Consider the following 14,245-nt stretch of genomic DNA (forward strand, 5'->3'; position numbering starts at 1 on the left):
GACCCGAGGACCCAGGGCAAGCGCTGCGCCGCACCCTTGGGTCCCCGGGTCGGCGGGGCTCCGCCCCTTGCCCGGGGAGGACAGTCGAAGTGAGATCGCTGGAACCAGCTACGATACTTCAATCCAACTGCAGCAGTTGGCCCTTCAGATAGGCGCTTTCCGGCAGGAAGGGGTGGACCGGATGGTCCGGCCCCGCGCCCGCCGAGCGCAGGATGCGCCCGCTGCGGCCGGCGGTCTCCAGGCCCTTGCGCACCAGGTCGGCGAACAGCTCCGCACCGACATTGTGCGAACAGGACGCGGTGAACAGGAACCCGCCGGGCGCCACCAGCTCAGCGGCCATGCGGGTCACCTTCACATAGCCGCGCGACCCGGCCGCCAGATCCTTGCGCGATTTGACGAAGGCGGGCGGGTCGACGACCACCACGTCGAAGACCGTTCCGTTCGCCTTCAGCAGTTCCATCTCGGTGAAGGCGGCGGCACGCACGAACCGGCAGCGGTCGGCCACGCCGTTGAGGCCGGCCGACTGCTCGGCCAGGGCGAGGGCTGCGTCGGACCGGTCGACGAAGGTGACCTCGCGCGCGCCGTTGACGGCGGCCGTCACCCCGAAGCCGCCGGTATAGGCGAAGACGTCCAGCACGCGGGCGTCGCGCGCGACCGCCGCCACGGCGGCGCGATTGTCGCGTTGGTCGAAGAACCAGCCCGTCTTCTGCCCGACGCTGGGGTCTGCCAGAAACCGCACGCCGTTCTCGACCAGTGCGATCGGGCCGTCCAGCGCGCCCTTGACGAGGCGGACGCCGAGATCGAGCCCCTCCAGGGTCCGCACCGGGCTGTCGTTGCGCAGCACCACGACGCGCGGCGCCAGGACCGCCTCGATCGCGTCGAGCACCGCCTCTTCCGCACGCTGCATGCCGGCCGTGTTCGCCTGCACCACCACGACATCGTCGAAGCGATCGACGATCAGGCCGGGCAGCCCGTCCGCTTCCGCATGGACGAGGCGGTAGTGGGGAACGCCGACGATCCTGTCGCGCAACGCGACTGCCGCGCGCAGCTTCGCCTCGATCAGCGCACGGTCGAGCGCCACGCCCGGCGCCCGCGCGATCGCCCTGGCCGCGACGAGCGAGCGCGCGTTGAACATCGCCGAGCCGAGCGGCTCGCCGCCCGCATTGACGATGTCCACGATGCAGCCGGCGGGCAGCGCCTTCAGCGCCGCCGTCATCTCGATCTCGTTGGAATAGAGCCAGGGGTGGCCGGCCTTCATCCGCTGATGCTTGCGCGGCAGCGCGCGGACGACGGGACGCTCCGACGGCGCAGGCGCCGGCATCGGGTCTGCGGTGGCCATCAGCCGATGCGCCGTGCAGCAGTCAGGAAGGCTCCGATCCGCGCCGGATCCTTGCGGCCCGGACGCTCCTCGACGCCGGACGACACGTCGACGGCCGACGCGCCGGTGATGCGCACCGCCTCGGCGAGGTTGTCCGCATGCAGGCCGCCCGACAGCATCCAGGGCAGCGGCCACGTCCGGCCCGCCAGCAGCCGCCAGTCGAAGCTGACCGCATTGCCGCCCGGCAGGGCGTTCTTCAGGTCCTTCGGCGGCTTGGCGTCGAACAGCAGGCGGTCCGCCACGTCGAAATAGTCCGCCGCCACGGCGAGATCGGCCGCGACGGCCACCGGAATCGCCTTCATCACCGGAATCCCGAACCGGCGCCGGATCGCCCCCACGCGGTCTGGGCTCTCCTTGCCGTGCAGCTGCAGCAGATCGAGTGGCACCTTGCCGATGGTCCGGTCGAGTTCGTCGTCGGTCGGATCGACGAACAGCCCCACGCGCACTACGGCGGACCCGGCGGCCCGGGCCAGCGGTGCCGCCTCCTCAGGCGTCAGCGAGCGCGGCGACGGCGGATAGAACACGAAACCCACGAGCGACGCGCCGCCATCGATCGCGGCATCCAGTGCCGCGCGCGCGTTCACGCCGCAGATCTTCGTCTCGATGCTCAATGGACCGCCTCGATCTCTTCGACGATTCGATGCACCGCGGCACGCGGGTCGTCGGCCCGGGTGATCGGCCTTCCGATCACCAGATAGTCCGCACCGGCGGCCACCGCCTCGGCCGGCGACATGACGCGCTTCTGGTCGTCCATGGCCGACCAGGCCGGGCGGACGCCGGGCGTGACGATCAGGAAGTCGGGGCCGCATTCGGCCCGCACCGCCGCCACCTCGTGCGGCGACGCGATCACCCCGTCGAGACCGCTCTCGCGCGCCAGGCGCGCCAGCCGCAGCACCTGGTCGAGAACCGGCCGCGACTGGCCCGTCGCGGCGAGGTCGGCGTCGCCCAGGCTGGTCAGCACCGTGACGCCCAGCAGCCTCGTCCGCGCTTCGCCGTCGGCCGCCGCCTTGGCGGCCTCCGCGGCGCGCCGCATCATCTCGCCGCCGCCCGCGGCATGCAGCGTCAGGAACCAGGGACGCAGCGTCAGGACCGAGCGCAGGCCGCCGACCACCGTGTTCGGAATGTCGTGCAGCTTCAGGTCGAGAAAGAGCCGGCTGTCGCCCACCGTCCGCCGCACGCCCGCCTGGCCGTGCGCCAGGAAGAACTCCAGGCCGAGCTTCAACCCGCCCACGCGGCCGCCGACCCGGCCGCCGAGGGACTCGGCAACCGCTTGATCATGGGTATCGATGGCGCAGATGATGCGTTCAGCAGCACCGATCGGCATAGTTGCTCCCTCGCCAGACATGACTCGCGGTGTAGCGCAGGCTGCCCGCCCCGTCCACAGATCGCGGGACGATGGGGCTGTCCCTGCCCTTTCGCCGCGCTTAAGTGGCCATTAAGTTTGCTGGCCCCACGTGACGGATATGGATTCGGTGACGCAAGGTTTCACGACGGCGGACAGGGAGCGGTTCAACAACCTGCTCCAACTGGCGGCACGCACCTCGTTTCCGGGCGAGCGGGAGAATGCCCTCGCGGCCGCCGAGCGCCTGGCGGCCCGCCACGGCATGACGCTGAACGAGGCCGCCGCCTACGATGCGCCGCCCGATCCCGACGTGGTGCCGCCGCCCGTCGATCCCTTCTGGGCGGGCGTCGTGCGCAGCGCACACCTCACCGACGCCTTCATCGTCGCCGACAAGCGGCGGCGCGAGGAAGCCCTGCGGGCGGCGCGTGCGCGCGGCCTGGACGAGGAACTGCACCGCGTCCACCACCGCCAACCGCCGCGGACGGCCCGCAAGTCGCGCGGGCGGGGCGGCCGCAGCCCCTCCGCCCTCGCCCAGGTCCTGCTGAACGAGACCAGTCTGAGCCTGAGCGCCGTCGCCGACATCACCGGCCTCGACATCTACGCCGTGACCAGCCTGAAGCTGAAACTCCGCGCCAGCGCCTGACCGGCGCGGTCGGCCGACGCGCCTAACCCGCCGAGACGGCAAGCCGCGCCGCTGCGAGGTCCTCGATCGCCGTCCCCACCGATTTGAACAGCGTGACGTCGCCGTCCGACGTCCGGCCGGGATGGGTTCCCCGGCACAGGTCGTACAGGTCGGCCTCGACCCTGTCCTCGCTGAAGACGCCGCGCCGCAGCGGATCGACGATATCGCCCGCTTCCTTCAGCGCGCCGTCGCGGGTGTCGACGAACAGGCGCGCCCGCCGCACGGCGCTGTCGTCCGCCTCGCGCATGTGCGGCGTGAAGCCGCCGACGAGGTCGAGATGCGCGCCGCCGCGCAGCCAGTCGCCGACGATCAGCGGCGTCGACGAGAGCGTCGCGCACGACACGATGTCGGCGGCCGACGCCGCGGCCTGCAGATCCGCCACCGGGTCGGCGGGCAGGCCCTCGGCGGCGAGGCGCGCCGCCAGAGCGGCCGCCTTCTCCCCGGACCGGCCCCAGACCGAAATCCGCGTCAGCGGCCGGACGGCGGCATGCGCATGGGCGAGCTGCTCGGCGATCACGCCCGTCCCGACCAGCAGGAGTTCCCTCGCGTCCGCGCGCGCGAGATAGGAGGCCGCCAGCGCCGACGCGGCGGCGGTGCGCCGGGCGGTGAGGGTCGGCCCGTCGAGCAGCGCCGTCGGCACGCCCGTCGCACCGTCCAGCAGCAGGTAGAGCCCATGGATCGCCGGCAGTGCCCGTGCGCCGTTGTCCGGATAGACCGTGACGATCTTGACCCCGACGGGACCGCCCTCGGCCCAGGCCGGCATCAGCAGCAGCGTGGCGTCGGTACCGCCGGTCGGAATGGTGTGGTGGCTGCGCAGCGGCACCGTGGCGCCGTCGCGGAACCCTTGGCGCAGCGCCTCGATCAGGCCCGGATACGGCAGGGCGTCCGCGACCTGCCGGGCGTCGAGCTGCCGCACGGCGTCAGGCGCGGACGGCGGCGAGCTGGCGCGACGGCGGTGCCGTCTCGGCCGACGCTGCCGCCTGTGCCGCCACGGCCGCATCGGCGCGCGTCCGCTCGCGCTGTTCCATCTGCGCGAGGCGCCGCTCGAGATCCTCTATCCGGCGCTTGCGGTGCCGCGACAGCCGGCGCGTCGGCGCCGCCGACAGCCAGCTCACGACGCCGCCGGCCAGGAAGGCGACCAGGCCGCAGACCAGGACCGCAATGTAGAGCCGGACCGCCAGCGTTCCGTCCAGCGGCCAGAGGCCGATGTCGACCATCTGCCGGTTGGAGACGGCGAAGAGGATGATGGCGATGCCGACGATGAGGGCGACCACCCACGAAATGATACGCATCAGGCCTGCTCGTAATCCTTATGGGGCGCCCGGGCTGGGGCTCGATCCGGTACGCTGAACCGCGACAGTATCACTCCCGCGCACGGGCGGGCGATACCGATGGCGGTCGCCGTCATTCGTTCGAAGCGTTGAGCCGCTCGCGAAGTTCCTTGCCCGCCTTGAAGAACGGCGCCTGCTTGGCCTCCACCTGGACGGTGTCGCCCGTGCGGGGATTGCGGCCGGCGCGGGCCTCGCGGCGGCGGACGGAGAATGCGCCGAAGCCGCGGAGTTCCACCCGATCGCCGTTCATCAGCGCCACCGCGATCTCCTCGAAGATCGTCGAAACGATGCGCTCGATGTCCCGCTGGTAGAGGTGCGGATTGCGTTCCGTGAGGCGGGCGATGAGTTCGGACTTGGTCATCAGCACGAGCTCCCCGGACGCTCCAGCTCGACGACGCGGACGCGGGCGAGCTTACGACCGAAGGTCAGCGTGCCAGACCGAAATCAGACCGTCAAGGATAAGCCTCTCTGAGGAAAGGCTTTTTCCAAACAGCATGGAACTGGCGGTGCCCAGAAACGAGAATTCCTCGTCCGGATCCATGTCCACGGCGGGCAGGTCTTCGTCGACGCCCTTCTCGTCCGCGAGCCATTTCCGCGCGGCCTTCTCGCCGCCGACGCTGTCGATCAGACCCAGCTCGACCGCCTGCCGCCCGGTGAAGATGCGCCCGTCGGTGACCGCGGCGAGCCGCTCGCCCGACAGGCCGCGCCGGTCGCCGACCATGTCGACGAACATCCGGTACATGGCGTCGACCACCTCCTGCGCCGCCTCCCGGCCGGCGGGGGTCAGTTCCTCGACCGGCGACGGCACCGCTTTCAGCGGCGAACTCTTGATCGAGATCGGGCTGATTCCGATCGACTGCAGGAGGTCGGTCACCTGCGCCGTCTGCAGCAGCACGCCGATGGAACCGGTCACCGTACCCGAATGGGCGAAGATCCGGTCGGCGCCGATCGCCACCATGTAGGCGGCGGAGGCCGCGGTCGTCCCCATCACGGCGACGACGGGCTTCTCGGCGGACGCCTCCCGCAGCGCCGCGTAGAACGCCTCGCCGCCGACGACGGTGCCGCCGGGGCTGTCGATGGCGACGATGATGGCCTTGGCCCGCGCGTCGGACGCGGCGTCCTCGAGTGTCTCCAGGAGGTCGCGATCGTCGGTGATGACGCCGGAAAGGCTGATCCGGGCGACGTAGGCCGACTGGCCGAACCGGCCCAGATCGCCGGCGGTGAGCCGCTGGACGACGGCGACCGCGATCGCCACGACAGCGATCACCGCCAGCGTCCGCCAAAAAATCAGCCGGCGCCTGAGGCGCCGGCTGTGCACGATGGTATCCGCTTCGAGGCTCATAGGTCGTCTACGTGCCTTTCGCGGCACCAGTGAGCGGGTAGGGGCACTGGCGTGCCCTTACTTCTGGTCGTCGTCGGTCTTGGCCGCCGCCTGCCGCCCGCGGAGGGCCGCACCCAGGATGTCACCCAGGCTGGCACCGCTGTCGGTGGCGCCGAACTGAGCCATGGCCTTCTTCTCTTCCTCGGACTCCAGCGCCTTGATCGAGAGCGTGATCCGGCGGGCGCTGCGGTCGATCGAGGTGACCTTCGCGTCCACCTTCTCGCCGACGGCGAACCGGTCCGGACGCTGCTCGCCGCGGTCGCGGGACAGTTCCGCCCGGCGGATGACGCCCGTGGCTTCGCCCGGCAGCGAGAGCTCCAGGCCGCCGTCATGGACGGACGTGACCGTGCCCGTGACCACCTGGCCCTTGCGGATGCCGCCGACCGCCGTCTCGAACGGATCCTCGGCCAGCTGCTTCATGCCGAGGCTGATGCGCTCCTTCTCGACGTCGACGTCGAGAACCTTGACCCGGACCTGGGTGCCCTTCTCGAAGTCCTTGATCGCGTCTTCGCCCGGACGCTCCCAATCGATGTCCGAGAGATGCACCATGCCGTCGATTTCCGGCGTGAGGCCGACGAACAGACCGAACTCGGTGATGTTCTTGACCTCGCCCTCGAGCTCGCTGCCGACCGGATGGTTGGCCAGGAAGTCGTCCCAGGGGTTCGCCATCGTCTGCTTGACGCCGAGGCTGATGCGCCGCTTCTCCGGATCGACGTCCAGAACCTGGACCTCGACCTCCTGGCTGGTCGACACGATCTTGCCGGGATGGACGTTCTTCTTGGTCCAGCTCATCTCGGAGACGTGCACCAGACCCTCGACGCCCGGCTCCAGCTCCACGAAGGCGCCGTAGTCGGTGATGTTGGTGACGCGACCCTTGAAGCGCGCACCGACCGGGTATTTGAGCTGCACGCCCTCCCACGGGTCGGCCTGGAGCTGCTTCATGCCCAGCGAGATGCGGCCGGTTTCCGCGTTGAAGCGGATGACCTGCACCTCGACGTTCTGGCCGATCTGCAGCACCTCGCTCGGGTGGTTCACCCGGCGCCACGCGATGTCGGTCACGTGCAGCAGGCCGTCGACGCCGCCCAGGTCGATGAAGGCACCGTAGTCGGTGATGTTCTTCACCACGCCCGGAAGGATCTGGCCTTCCTTCAGCGTCGCGACCAGCTCGTTGCGGGCCTCGGCGCGAGACTCCTCGAGAACCGACCGGCGCGACACGACGATGTTGCCGCGGCTGCGGTCCATCTTGAGGATCTGGAACGGCTGCGGCGTGCCCATCAGCGGGCCGATGTCGCGCACCGGGCGGATGTCGACCTGGCTGCCCGGCAGGAATGCCACGGCACCGGAGAGATCGACGGTGAAACCGCCCTTGACCCTGCCGAAGATGACGCCCTGGACCTTCTGGGCATCCTGGAAGGACTTCTCCAGAAGCGTCCACGCCTCCTCGCGCCGCGCCTTTTCGCGCGACAGCATGGCCTCGCCGTTCTTGTCCTCGAGACGCTCGACATAGACGTCGACCACGTCACCGACCTTGAGATCGGAAGGCTGCCCCGGCGCCGCGAACTCCTTGAGCGCCACGCGCCCCTCGGATTTCAGCCCGACATCGATGAGGGCCATGTCGTTCTCGATCGAGACGACGGTGCCCTTGACGACAGTCCCTTCGAAGGCGGCCGTATCGCCCAGGGATTCAGCGAGAAGCGCAGCGAAGTCCTCTCCCATGTGGGAGCCGGCTTCGGTTTGGGTTGCAGTGAAGGTTTCAGCCATGGATCCGGTCGGTTTCTCCAATAGATGACCCGCCGCAATGCCCGACGTTCGGGCGAGCCGCGGGAAATCCCGTGTGATGTGTCGGGCGGTCAGCCAAGCGCGACGACCAAAACGAAACTTGCCGAAGGGTCATCGACACGGATCGCCCCCGGTTACGGCTTCGATATGGCGAAGAGCAGCTGCAAGAGCCTCATCGGCATCGAGAGCGGTCGTATCCAGTACGAACGCATCCGCTGCCCGCTTCAGCGGCGCAGCTTCACGCTCACTATCTCTCTGGTCGCGCGCAATGACATCAGCCAAAACGCGCGCATATATACTAGCCGTACCGCGCCCAAGCAACTCCTTATGCCGACGCTGCGCTCGCTCTTCAGGCGACGCGGTCACGAATATTTTCACCCCGGCGTCCGGGCAGACCACCGTGCCGATGTCGCGCCCGTCCATCACCACCCCGGCCGCACCGGGCGGCGGCGCGGCGGCGAAGCTCCGCTGGAAGGCCAGCAGCGCCGCACGCACCTCGGGCACGGCGGCGACCTTCGAGGCCGCGTCGGTCACGCGTTCGTCGCGCAGGTCGGGATGATCGAGATCGGCCACCCCGATCGCGGCGGCCGCCGCGGTCGCCGCCGCCGCGTCGGACGGGTCGCCGCCGGCGGTCAGCACACGGCGGCCGACGGCGCGATAGAGCAGCCCGGTATCGAGATAGGCGAGGCCCAGCCGGTCGGCGAGGCGCCGCGAGAGCGTCCCCTTGCCGGCCGCAGCAGGACCGTCGACCGCGATGACGAGAGGTCCGGACGTCATCGGTCAGGCCGCCGGGCCGATGGCGGTGCCGAGGCTGTTCATCAGGGCGACGAAGCCCGGAAAGCTGGTTGCGATCGGCGCGGCGTCGTCGACCCGCACCGGCTGCTCGCTGGCGGCACCGAGGACGAGGAACGCCATCGCGATCCGGTGGTCGAGCTGCGTCGCGATCTCGGCGCCGCCCCGCACCGCACCGCCGACCACGGTCAGGTCGTCCGCACCCGCCCGCACCTCGACGCCGCAGGCGGCGAGACCGTCGGAGGTGGCACCGAGCCGGTCGCTCTCCTTGACGCGGAGCTCGGCGAGGCCACGCATCACCGTCGGTCCGTCGGCGAAGGCGGCCGCCACCGCGAGGATCGGATACTCGTCGATCATGCTGGGCGCGCGCTCGGCCGGAACCTCGATCCCGTGCAGCGCGCCGCCCCTGACCCGCAGGTCGGCCACCGGCTCGCCGCCGCGCTCGCGCGCGTTCAGCAGGTCGATGCGCGCTCCCATCTCCAGCAGCGTCGTCAGAAGGCCGCTGCGGCCCGGATTCATCCCGACATTCTCGATGACGATGTCGGAGCCGGGGAGCAGCAGCGCCGCGACGATCGGAAAGGCGGCCGACGAGAAGTCGCCCGGCACGTCGACCGCGGCACCGAGCAGCTCCGGCTGCCCGACCACCGAGATGTGCCGCACGCCGCCGTCCAGGACCACGTCGACGGTGCCGCCGAAGTGGCGCAGCATCCGCTCCGTATGGTCGCGCGTCGCTTCCGGTTCGATCACCGTGGTTCGGCCGGGAACGTTCAGGCCACCGAGCAGGACGGCCGATTTGACCTGCGCGGATGCGACCGGCAGTTCATAGGTAATCGGCACGGGCGTGCGCGCGCCGATGATCGACAGCGGCATCCGGCCGCCCTGCCGCGATACGAACCCTGCCCCGAACTGCGACAGCGGCGCGATGACGCGCTGCATCGGCCGGCGCCGGAGCGACGCGTCGCCGGTCATGAAGGACGTGATCGGGTGCGTGGCGACGACGCCGGCCAGCAGGCGGGCCGCGGTGCCGGAATTGCCCATGTCGAGCACGTCGGACGGCTCGGCGAGGCCGCCGACGCCGCAGCCGTGGATGCGCCAGTCCCCTTCGCCGCAGCGCTCGACCTCGGCGCCGAGCGCCCGCAGGGCGGCGGCGGTACGCAGCACGTCCTCGCCTTCGAGAAGGCCGGTGATGCGCGTCTCGCCGACGGCGAGCCCGCCGAGGATCACGGCGCGGTGCGAGATGGATTTGTCGCCCGGCACGGCGATCGTGCCCGACAGCGCCTCGCAGCGCGACGACCGCAGCGGCCCGCCGGCGGCGTCATGTGCCGCGCCTTCCGCATCGGGCACGCGCTTTTCGACCATTATCGCACTCCAAAACCGTCGCGGCGCACTACATAAGGGCGCGCAGCGCAGCGAGAAACCCATCGCACCTTTGCGTTTCCTTTTGACAGGCTGCGGCGCATCTGGCAATTGCACGCGCCGCCCCCGAAAGGTGCGGCACGAAGCGGAGATTGAGACTTGGCGAACCCGGAACTGGGGACGAAGCGGACGTGCCTGCAATGCGGTGCACGTTTCTACGACCTCGACAGAGCCGTCATCATCTGCCCGAAGTGCGGCCATGAGCACACCGCGGAGCTTTTCGCACGCAACCGCCGGCTTCGCTCGACGGCCGCGGACGCGATGCCGAAGGTGAAGCGTGCGCCGGCGGCCGCGGTGTCGCCCGAGGCTTCCGACGAGGAGGCCGACATCGAGGTGGAGGTCGAGGACGAGGACGAGGACGAGGTCTTCGAGGACACGGCCGACATCGGCGAGGACGACGAGGATGTCGCCGAGGTCATCGACAAGGGCGACGACGACGATCCCGATCGCTGACGGGATGCGATTTTAGGCCTTGCATTCAGACCGCACGGCCGACTATTTCATGCCGCGGGCGGCGCCGCGCCGCTCGCACTCTGGGGCCATAGCTCAGTTGGGAGAGCGCTTGAATGGCATTCAAGAGGTCAGGGGTTCGACTCCCCTTGGCTCCACCAGACAAACCGAGGGCCCAGCCGGAAACGGCTGGGCCCTCGGGCGTTTCAGGGGGACCTGAGAGCTTGATGCCCGCGCGGTATCCCGGCATTTAGATTCTGCACCGAGAGGTACCGCCTCTCTCGCGCCTCGCCCCGGCGACTCGCGAGCGACGGCCGCCGATCATACCACGGCGTGCGGTCGCAGCGCTTCGCCATCGCCGGCGCCGTGGCGCGCTGTCCACGACAGGAAGTCGGCCGGGGGCAACGGCCGGCTGAAGTGGAAGCCCTGGGCCGCGACGCAGCCCAGGCTTTCGAGGCGGCCCAGATCGTGGGCGTGCTCGACACCCTCGGCCACCGTCGTCATGCCGAAGCTGTGCCCCATGGTTATCATCGCCCCGACCAGCACCCGCGCATCCGCATCGCGATCGATGTCGCGCACGAAGGACCGGTCGATCTTCATCTCGTTGAACGGCAGTTGCCGCAGCTTGACGATCGACGCGTGGCCCGTACCGAAGTCGTCGATCGACAGCGTTACGCCCAGGAGACGCACCCGGGCGAGCACGTCCACCGCCGTCAGCAGATTCTTCATCGCGGCCGCTTCGGTGACCTCGAGCGTCAGCAGCCGACCCGGCAACTCGTAGGTTCGCAGCAGGCCGTCGATCAGTCCGGGCAGGTGCATCTCGTTCAGCATGTCGGCCGGCATGTTGACGGCGACGCCGAACTGCAGTCCTTCCGCCCGCCAGTGCGCTGCCTGTGCCACGGCCTCGCGCAGGACCCATCGCGTGATGGCGTTCATCAGGCCGGCCTCCTCGGCGATCGGCAGGAACTCCCCCGGCTGCACGAGGCCGACACCCGGCTTCTCCCAGCGGAGCAGCGCCTCGCAGCCGACGATGGCGCCCGTCGCCACCGCGATCTTCGGCTGGTAGTGGAGGCAGAACTCGCCGCTGATGATGGCGCGGTGGAGTTCCTCGACGACCGTCGCGCCGGCGACGGCCGCATTCGTCCCGGCGGGCTTCGCCTCGATCGCCGCCTGGAGGTCCGCAAGGGAGAAAGGCTTCTGCAGAATGCCGCGCACGTCCAGCCCATAGGATTGTCCGAGCTTCTGGACCGTGCCGAGCAGCCGGTCGTCCTGGCCGCTCATCAGGTAGATCACGGCGCCGCAGCGACGGGCAGCCAAGGCCCGCAGGATGTCGATCCCGTTGCCGTCGCCCAGGCCCAGGTCCAGCAGGATCACGGCGCTGTCCGGGACGAGCGGCCCCGCGAGGAACTCGGCCACGGTCGAAAAGCTCAGTGCCGGTATGGCGGCCGCATCGCACACCCGTCGTGCCACGGCGATGATGCCGGGGTCGTCTTCCAGGATCACGACCAGACGGTTCGCGTACATCGAGGCCTCGCACCATGCAGAGACGAGTCCCGGCTACCTGCCGGCCGACCGTCTCCGGATACCGTCTCCCGCTCCTTCTGCAGAGTGACCGCCGCTTTGCGCGACTCCCCCGATCATCCTCAACGTGGCAACGCCGAAGACGTTCCGGCGGCGTAGCATCGTGCGACGGTTGACCCCCGCGCCGCCTGCCGCGACGTTGGACCCTGCCTCACCGCCTTCCGGACCGCTCTCCGAATGACCAACGATCAAGCCGCGATCCTCGCGATCCTGACCGCGACCATGGGACTGTTCGTCTGGGGCCGCTGGCGCCACGACATGGTCGCGATCGCGGCGCTCCTGGCCTGCGTCGTCGCCGGACTGGTGCCGGCGCCCGAAGCGTTCGCAGGATTCGCCCACCCGGCCGTGGTCACCGTGGCGTGCGTGCTGATCCTGAGCCACGGCCTGCAGACGTCGGGCGCGGTCGACATACTGACGGGCACCCTGCTCCCGCGGTCCGGTGGCCCGACCGTCATGATCGGGGCGCTCACGATCCTCGCGGCCGTGCTGTCCGCCTTCATGAACAATGTCGGCGCGCTCGCGCTGCTCATGCCCGTCGCCATCCAGGTCGCGACTCGCGAAGGGATACCGCCCGGCCGCATCCTGATGCCGGTCGCCTTCGGGTCGATTCTCGGCGGGATGACCACCCTGATCGGCACGCCGCCGAACCTCATCGTTTCCGGCTTCCGGGCGGGCTCCGGCGAGGGCAGCTTCGGCATGTTCGACTTCACGCCGGTCGGGGCGGCGGTCGCGCTCGCTGGCGTCGTCTTCGTCGTCCTGGTCGGCTGGCGGCTGGTGCCGGTCCGCGCGCGGACGGACACGGAGACGTTCGAGACGGGCTCGTACCTCACCGAGGTCCGGGTGCCGGAGGACAGCAAGACCGCAGGCATGCGGCTGCACGCCGTCGAGGCGCTGCTGGAGCAGGGCGAGGCGCAGATCGTCGGCCTGATCCGCAACGAGGTCCGGATCTCCGCCCCGCACCCGCAGCGCGAGATCCGCGCCGGCGACATCCTGCTGATCGAAGCGGAACCCCGTGCCCTCGCCTCAGTCCTCTCCGACCTCGGCGTGCGGCTGGAGGAGGCCGTCCGCAAGGAGGAAGAGGAGGAGGAAGAAGCGGAAGCGGAAGCGGAGGAGAAGGGGAAGGCCGCCGACACTCCCGATGACCCGGCCGCCGCCCCGGTTGCGGATCGGCCTCCGTCGAGCGCCGCCGCGGCGGAGGAAGAGGACGCCGCGGCGGACGAGGAACCTTCGCCGGCCTCCGACGAGGTCGTCCTCGGTGAGCTGGTCGTGCTGCCCAGTTCCGACCTGGCCGGCCGCTCGGCGCGCGACATCGGCCTGCGCAGCCGCTACGGCGTCAACCTCCTCGCCATCTCGCGGCAGGGCCAGCGGTCGGTGACGCGGCTGCGCACGACGCCGCTGCGCCACGGCGACGTGCTGCTCATGCAGGGGCCGCCGGAGAGCCTGTCCGCCTTCTCCAGCCAGTTCGGCTGCGTGCCCCTCGCCGGACGCGCCCTGCGGCTGCCCGACAGGCGGCAGGCGGCCATTGCGGCGGGGATCATGGTCTTCGCGGTCGCGGGTGCGGCCTTCGGGCTCCTGCCGGCGGCGATCTCCTTCGCGTTCGGCGTCCTCGCCGCGATGGTGCTGCGGGTCGTGCCGCCGAGCGGCGTCTACGACGCCGTCGACTGGCCGGTGATCGTGCTGCTCGGCGCGCTGATCCCCGTCGCCGCGGCCATGGAGACCAGCGGCGCGGCCGACCTCGTCGCCCGGATCCTCATCGAGGGGGTGGCGCAGGGCCATGCGGTGATCGCCCTGACCCTCATCTTGGTGGTGACCATGACGCTGTCGGATTTCATGAACAACGCGGCGACCGCCGCCGTCATGTGCCCGATCGCCATCGGCACCGCGGCACGGCTGCAGGTCGACGGCGACGCCTTCCTGATGGCCGTCGCCGTCGGCGCCTCCTGCGCCTTCCTCACGCCGATCGGCCACCAGAACAACACGCTGATCCTGGGGCCCGGCGGCTTCCGCTTCGGCGACTACTGGCGCCTGGGCCTGCCGGTGGAACTTCTGGTCGTCGCGGTCGGCGTGCCCGCGATCCTGCTCTTCTGGCCGCTCTGAGCGAGGCGCAGCGCCG

Annotated in this window: 14 protein-coding genes and 1 tRNA gene; 4 read left to right on the forward strand and 11 right to left on the reverse strand. The window is 70.2% G+C overall.

What is annotated here, in order from left to right:
* Window positions 1-118: 118 nt before the first annotated feature.
* From ABIE65_RS20300 to pyrF, 3 genes are read right to left on the reverse strand one after another with little or no spacing between them, the layout of a single operon-like run.
* Window positions 119-1,339 (reverse strand): class I SAM-dependent rRNA methyltransferase, encoded by a 1,221-nt coding sequence (locus tag ABIE65_RS20300; protein WP_354080267.1) that lies wholly within the window; start codon window positions 1,337-1,339, stop codon window positions 119-121.
* Window positions 1,339-1,989 carry a phosphoribosylanthranilate isomerase gene (locus tag ABIE65_RS20305; RefSeq protein ID WP_354080269.1) on the reverse strand — a complete coding sequence of 217 codons (651 nt, stop codon included), beginning with the start codon at window positions 1,987-1,989 and terminating at the stop codon, window positions 1,339-1,341. Before ABIE65_RS20305 ends, ABIE65_RS20300 begins: the two co-directional genes overlap by 1 nt.
* Window positions 1,986-2,702 carry an orotidine-5'-phosphate decarboxylase gene (pyrF, locus tag ABIE65_RS20310; protein WP_354080270.1) on the reverse strand — a complete coding sequence of 239 codons (717 nt, stop codon included), beginning with the start codon at window positions 2,700-2,702 and terminating at the stop codon, window positions 1,986-1,988. The genes ABIE65_RS20305 and pyrF overlap by 4 nt, the downstream gene beginning before the upstream one ends.
* 148 nt (window positions 2,703-2,850) lie before the next feature.
* Here pyrF and ABIE65_RS20315 point away from each other — a divergent pair, with 148 nt between their 5' ends.
* Window positions 2,851-3,363, forward strand: coding sequence for a DUF2786 domain-containing protein (locus ABIE65_RS20315; RefSeq protein ID WP_354080271.1), 513 nt, complete (start codon window positions 2,851-2,853; stop codon window positions 3,361-3,363).
* A gap of 22 nt (window positions 3,364-3,385) precedes the next feature.
* On the opposite strand, the gene lhpI is transcribed toward ABIE65_RS20315, so the two are convergent.
* From lhpI to aroA, 7 genes are all read right to left on the reverse strand, one after another.
* Window positions 3,386-4,318 (reverse strand): bifunctional Delta(1)-pyrroline-2-carboxylate/Delta(1)-piperideine-2-carboxylate reductase, encoded by a 933-nt coding sequence (gene lhpI / locus ABIE65_RS20320; RefSeq protein WP_354080273.1) that lies wholly within the window; start codon window positions 4,316-4,318, stop codon window positions 3,386-3,388.
* A gap of 4 nt (window positions 4,319-4,322) precedes the next feature.
* The gene (locus ABIE65_RS20325; RefSeq protein WP_354080275.1) at window positions 4,323-4,694 is read right to left on the reverse strand and encodes a lipopolysaccharide assembly protein LapA domain-containing protein; all 372 of its coding nucleotides are present in this window, start codon (window positions 4,692-4,694) and stop codon (window positions 4,323-4,325) included.
* A 112-nt stretch (window positions 4,695-4,806) separates the two neighbouring features.
* Window positions 4,807-5,094 (reverse strand): integration host factor subunit beta, encoded by a 288-nt coding sequence (locus ABIE65_RS20330; RefSeq protein WP_354080277.1) that lies wholly within the window; start codon window positions 5,092-5,094, stop codon window positions 4,807-4,809.
* A gap of 51 nt (window positions 5,095-5,145) precedes the next feature.
* Entirely contained in the window at window positions 5,146-6,075 is a 930-nt protein-coding gene (gene sppA / locus ABIE65_RS20335) for a signal peptide peptidase SppA (protein WP_354080279.1), read from the reverse strand.
* Between the two features lie 57 nt (window positions 6,076-6,132).
* A complete protein-coding gene (rpsA, locus tag ABIE65_RS20340) occupies window positions 6,133-7,875 on the reverse strand; it encodes a 30S ribosomal protein S1 (RefSeq protein WP_354080281.1) in 1,743 nt (580 codons plus the stop codon).
* A 129-nt stretch (window positions 7,876-8,004) separates the two neighbouring features.
* Complete coding sequence (gene cmk, locus ABIE65_RS20345; protein WP_354080283.1) at window positions 8,005-8,670, reverse strand: (d)CMP kinase; 666 nt, start codon at window positions 8,668-8,670, stop codon at window positions 8,005-8,007.
* Between the two features lie 3 nt (window positions 8,671-8,673).
* Complete coding sequence (gene aroA / locus ABIE65_RS20350; protein ID WP_354080284.1) at window positions 8,674-10,044, reverse strand: 3-phosphoshikimate 1-carboxyvinyltransferase; 1,371 nt, start codon at window positions 10,042-10,044, stop codon at window positions 8,674-8,676.
* A gap of 156 nt (window positions 10,045-10,200) precedes the next feature.
* On the opposite strand from aroA, the gene ABIE65_RS20355 reads away from it, so the two are divergent.
* Both ABIE65_RS20355 and ABIE65_RS20360 read left to right on the forward strand, forming a co-directional pair.
* On the forward strand, window positions 10,201-10,554 hold the full coding sequence (locus tag ABIE65_RS20355; protein WP_354080285.1) for a TIGR02300 family protein: 354 nt from the start codon (window positions 10,201-10,203) through the stop codon (window positions 10,552-10,554).
* An 82-nt stretch (window positions 10,555-10,636) separates the two neighbouring features.
* Window positions 10,637-10,712, forward strand: a tRNA-Ala gene (locus tag ABIE65_RS20360).
* Between the two features lie 160 nt (window positions 10,713-10,872).
* Here ABIE65_RS20360 and ABIE65_RS20365 read toward each other — a convergent pair.
* Window positions 10,873-12,075 carry an EAL domain-containing response regulator gene (locus ABIE65_RS20365; RefSeq protein WP_354080287.1) on the reverse strand — a complete coding sequence of 401 codons (1,203 nt, stop codon included), beginning with the start codon at window positions 12,073-12,075 and terminating at the stop codon, window positions 10,873-10,875.
* 234 nt (window positions 12,076-12,309) lie between these two features.
* Between ABIE65_RS20365 and ABIE65_RS20370 the strand changes: the two genes are divergently transcribed.
* Window positions 12,310-14,229 (forward strand): SLC13 family permease, encoded by a 1,920-nt coding sequence (locus ABIE65_RS20370; protein WP_354080288.1) that lies wholly within the window; start codon window positions 12,310-12,312, stop codon window positions 14,227-14,229.
* The last annotated feature ends 16 nt before the right edge of the window (window positions 14,230-14,245 follow it).

Source organism: Constrictibacter sp. MBR-5 (assembly GCF_040549485.1).
In the GTDB taxonomy this organism is placed as follows: domain Bacteria; phylum Pseudomonadota; class Alphaproteobacteria; order JAJUGE01; family JAJUGE01; genus Constrictibacter.

Bases quoted from the DNA above. Each gene is read 5' to 3' on its own strand.
- ABIE65_RS20300 (WP_354080267.1), bottom strand. From the start codon at position 1,339: ATGGCCACCGCAGACCCGATGCCGGCGCCTGCGCCGTCGGAGCGTCCC.
- pyrF (WP_354080270.1), bottom strand. From the start codon at position 2,702: ATGCCGATCGGTGCTGCTGAACGCATCATCTGCGCCATCGATACCCAT.
- ABIE65_RS20325 (WP_354080275.1), bottom strand. From the start codon at position 4,694: ATGCGTATCATTTCGTGGGTGGTCGCCCTCATCGTCGGCATCGCCATC.
- ABIE65_RS20330 (WP_354080277.1), bottom strand. From the start codon at position 5,094: ATGACCAAGTCCGAACTCATCGCCCGCCTCACGGAACGCAATCCGCAC.
- sppA (WP_354080279.1), bottom strand. From the start codon at position 6,075: ATGAGCCTCGAAGCGGATACCATCGTGCACAGCCGGCGCCTCAGGCGC.
- rpsA (WP_354080281.1), bottom strand. From the start codon at position 7,875: ATGGCTGAAACCTTCACTGCAACCCAAACCGAAGCCGGCTCCCACATG.
- cmk (WP_354080283.1), bottom strand. From the start codon at position 8,670: ATGACGTCCGGACCTCTCGTCATCGCGGTCGACGGTCCTGCTGCGGCC.
- aroA (WP_354080284.1), bottom strand. From the start codon at position 10,044: ATGGTCGAAAAGCGCGTGCCCGATGCGGAAGGCGCGGCACATGACGCC.
- ABIE65_RS20365 (WP_354080287.1), bottom strand. From the start codon at position 12,075: ATGTACGCGAACCGTCTGGTCGTGATCCTGGAAGACGACCCCGGCATC.
- ABIE65_RS20370 (WP_354080288.1), top strand. From the start codon at position 12,310: ATGACCAACGATCAAGCCGCGATCCTCGCGATCCTGACCGCGACCATG.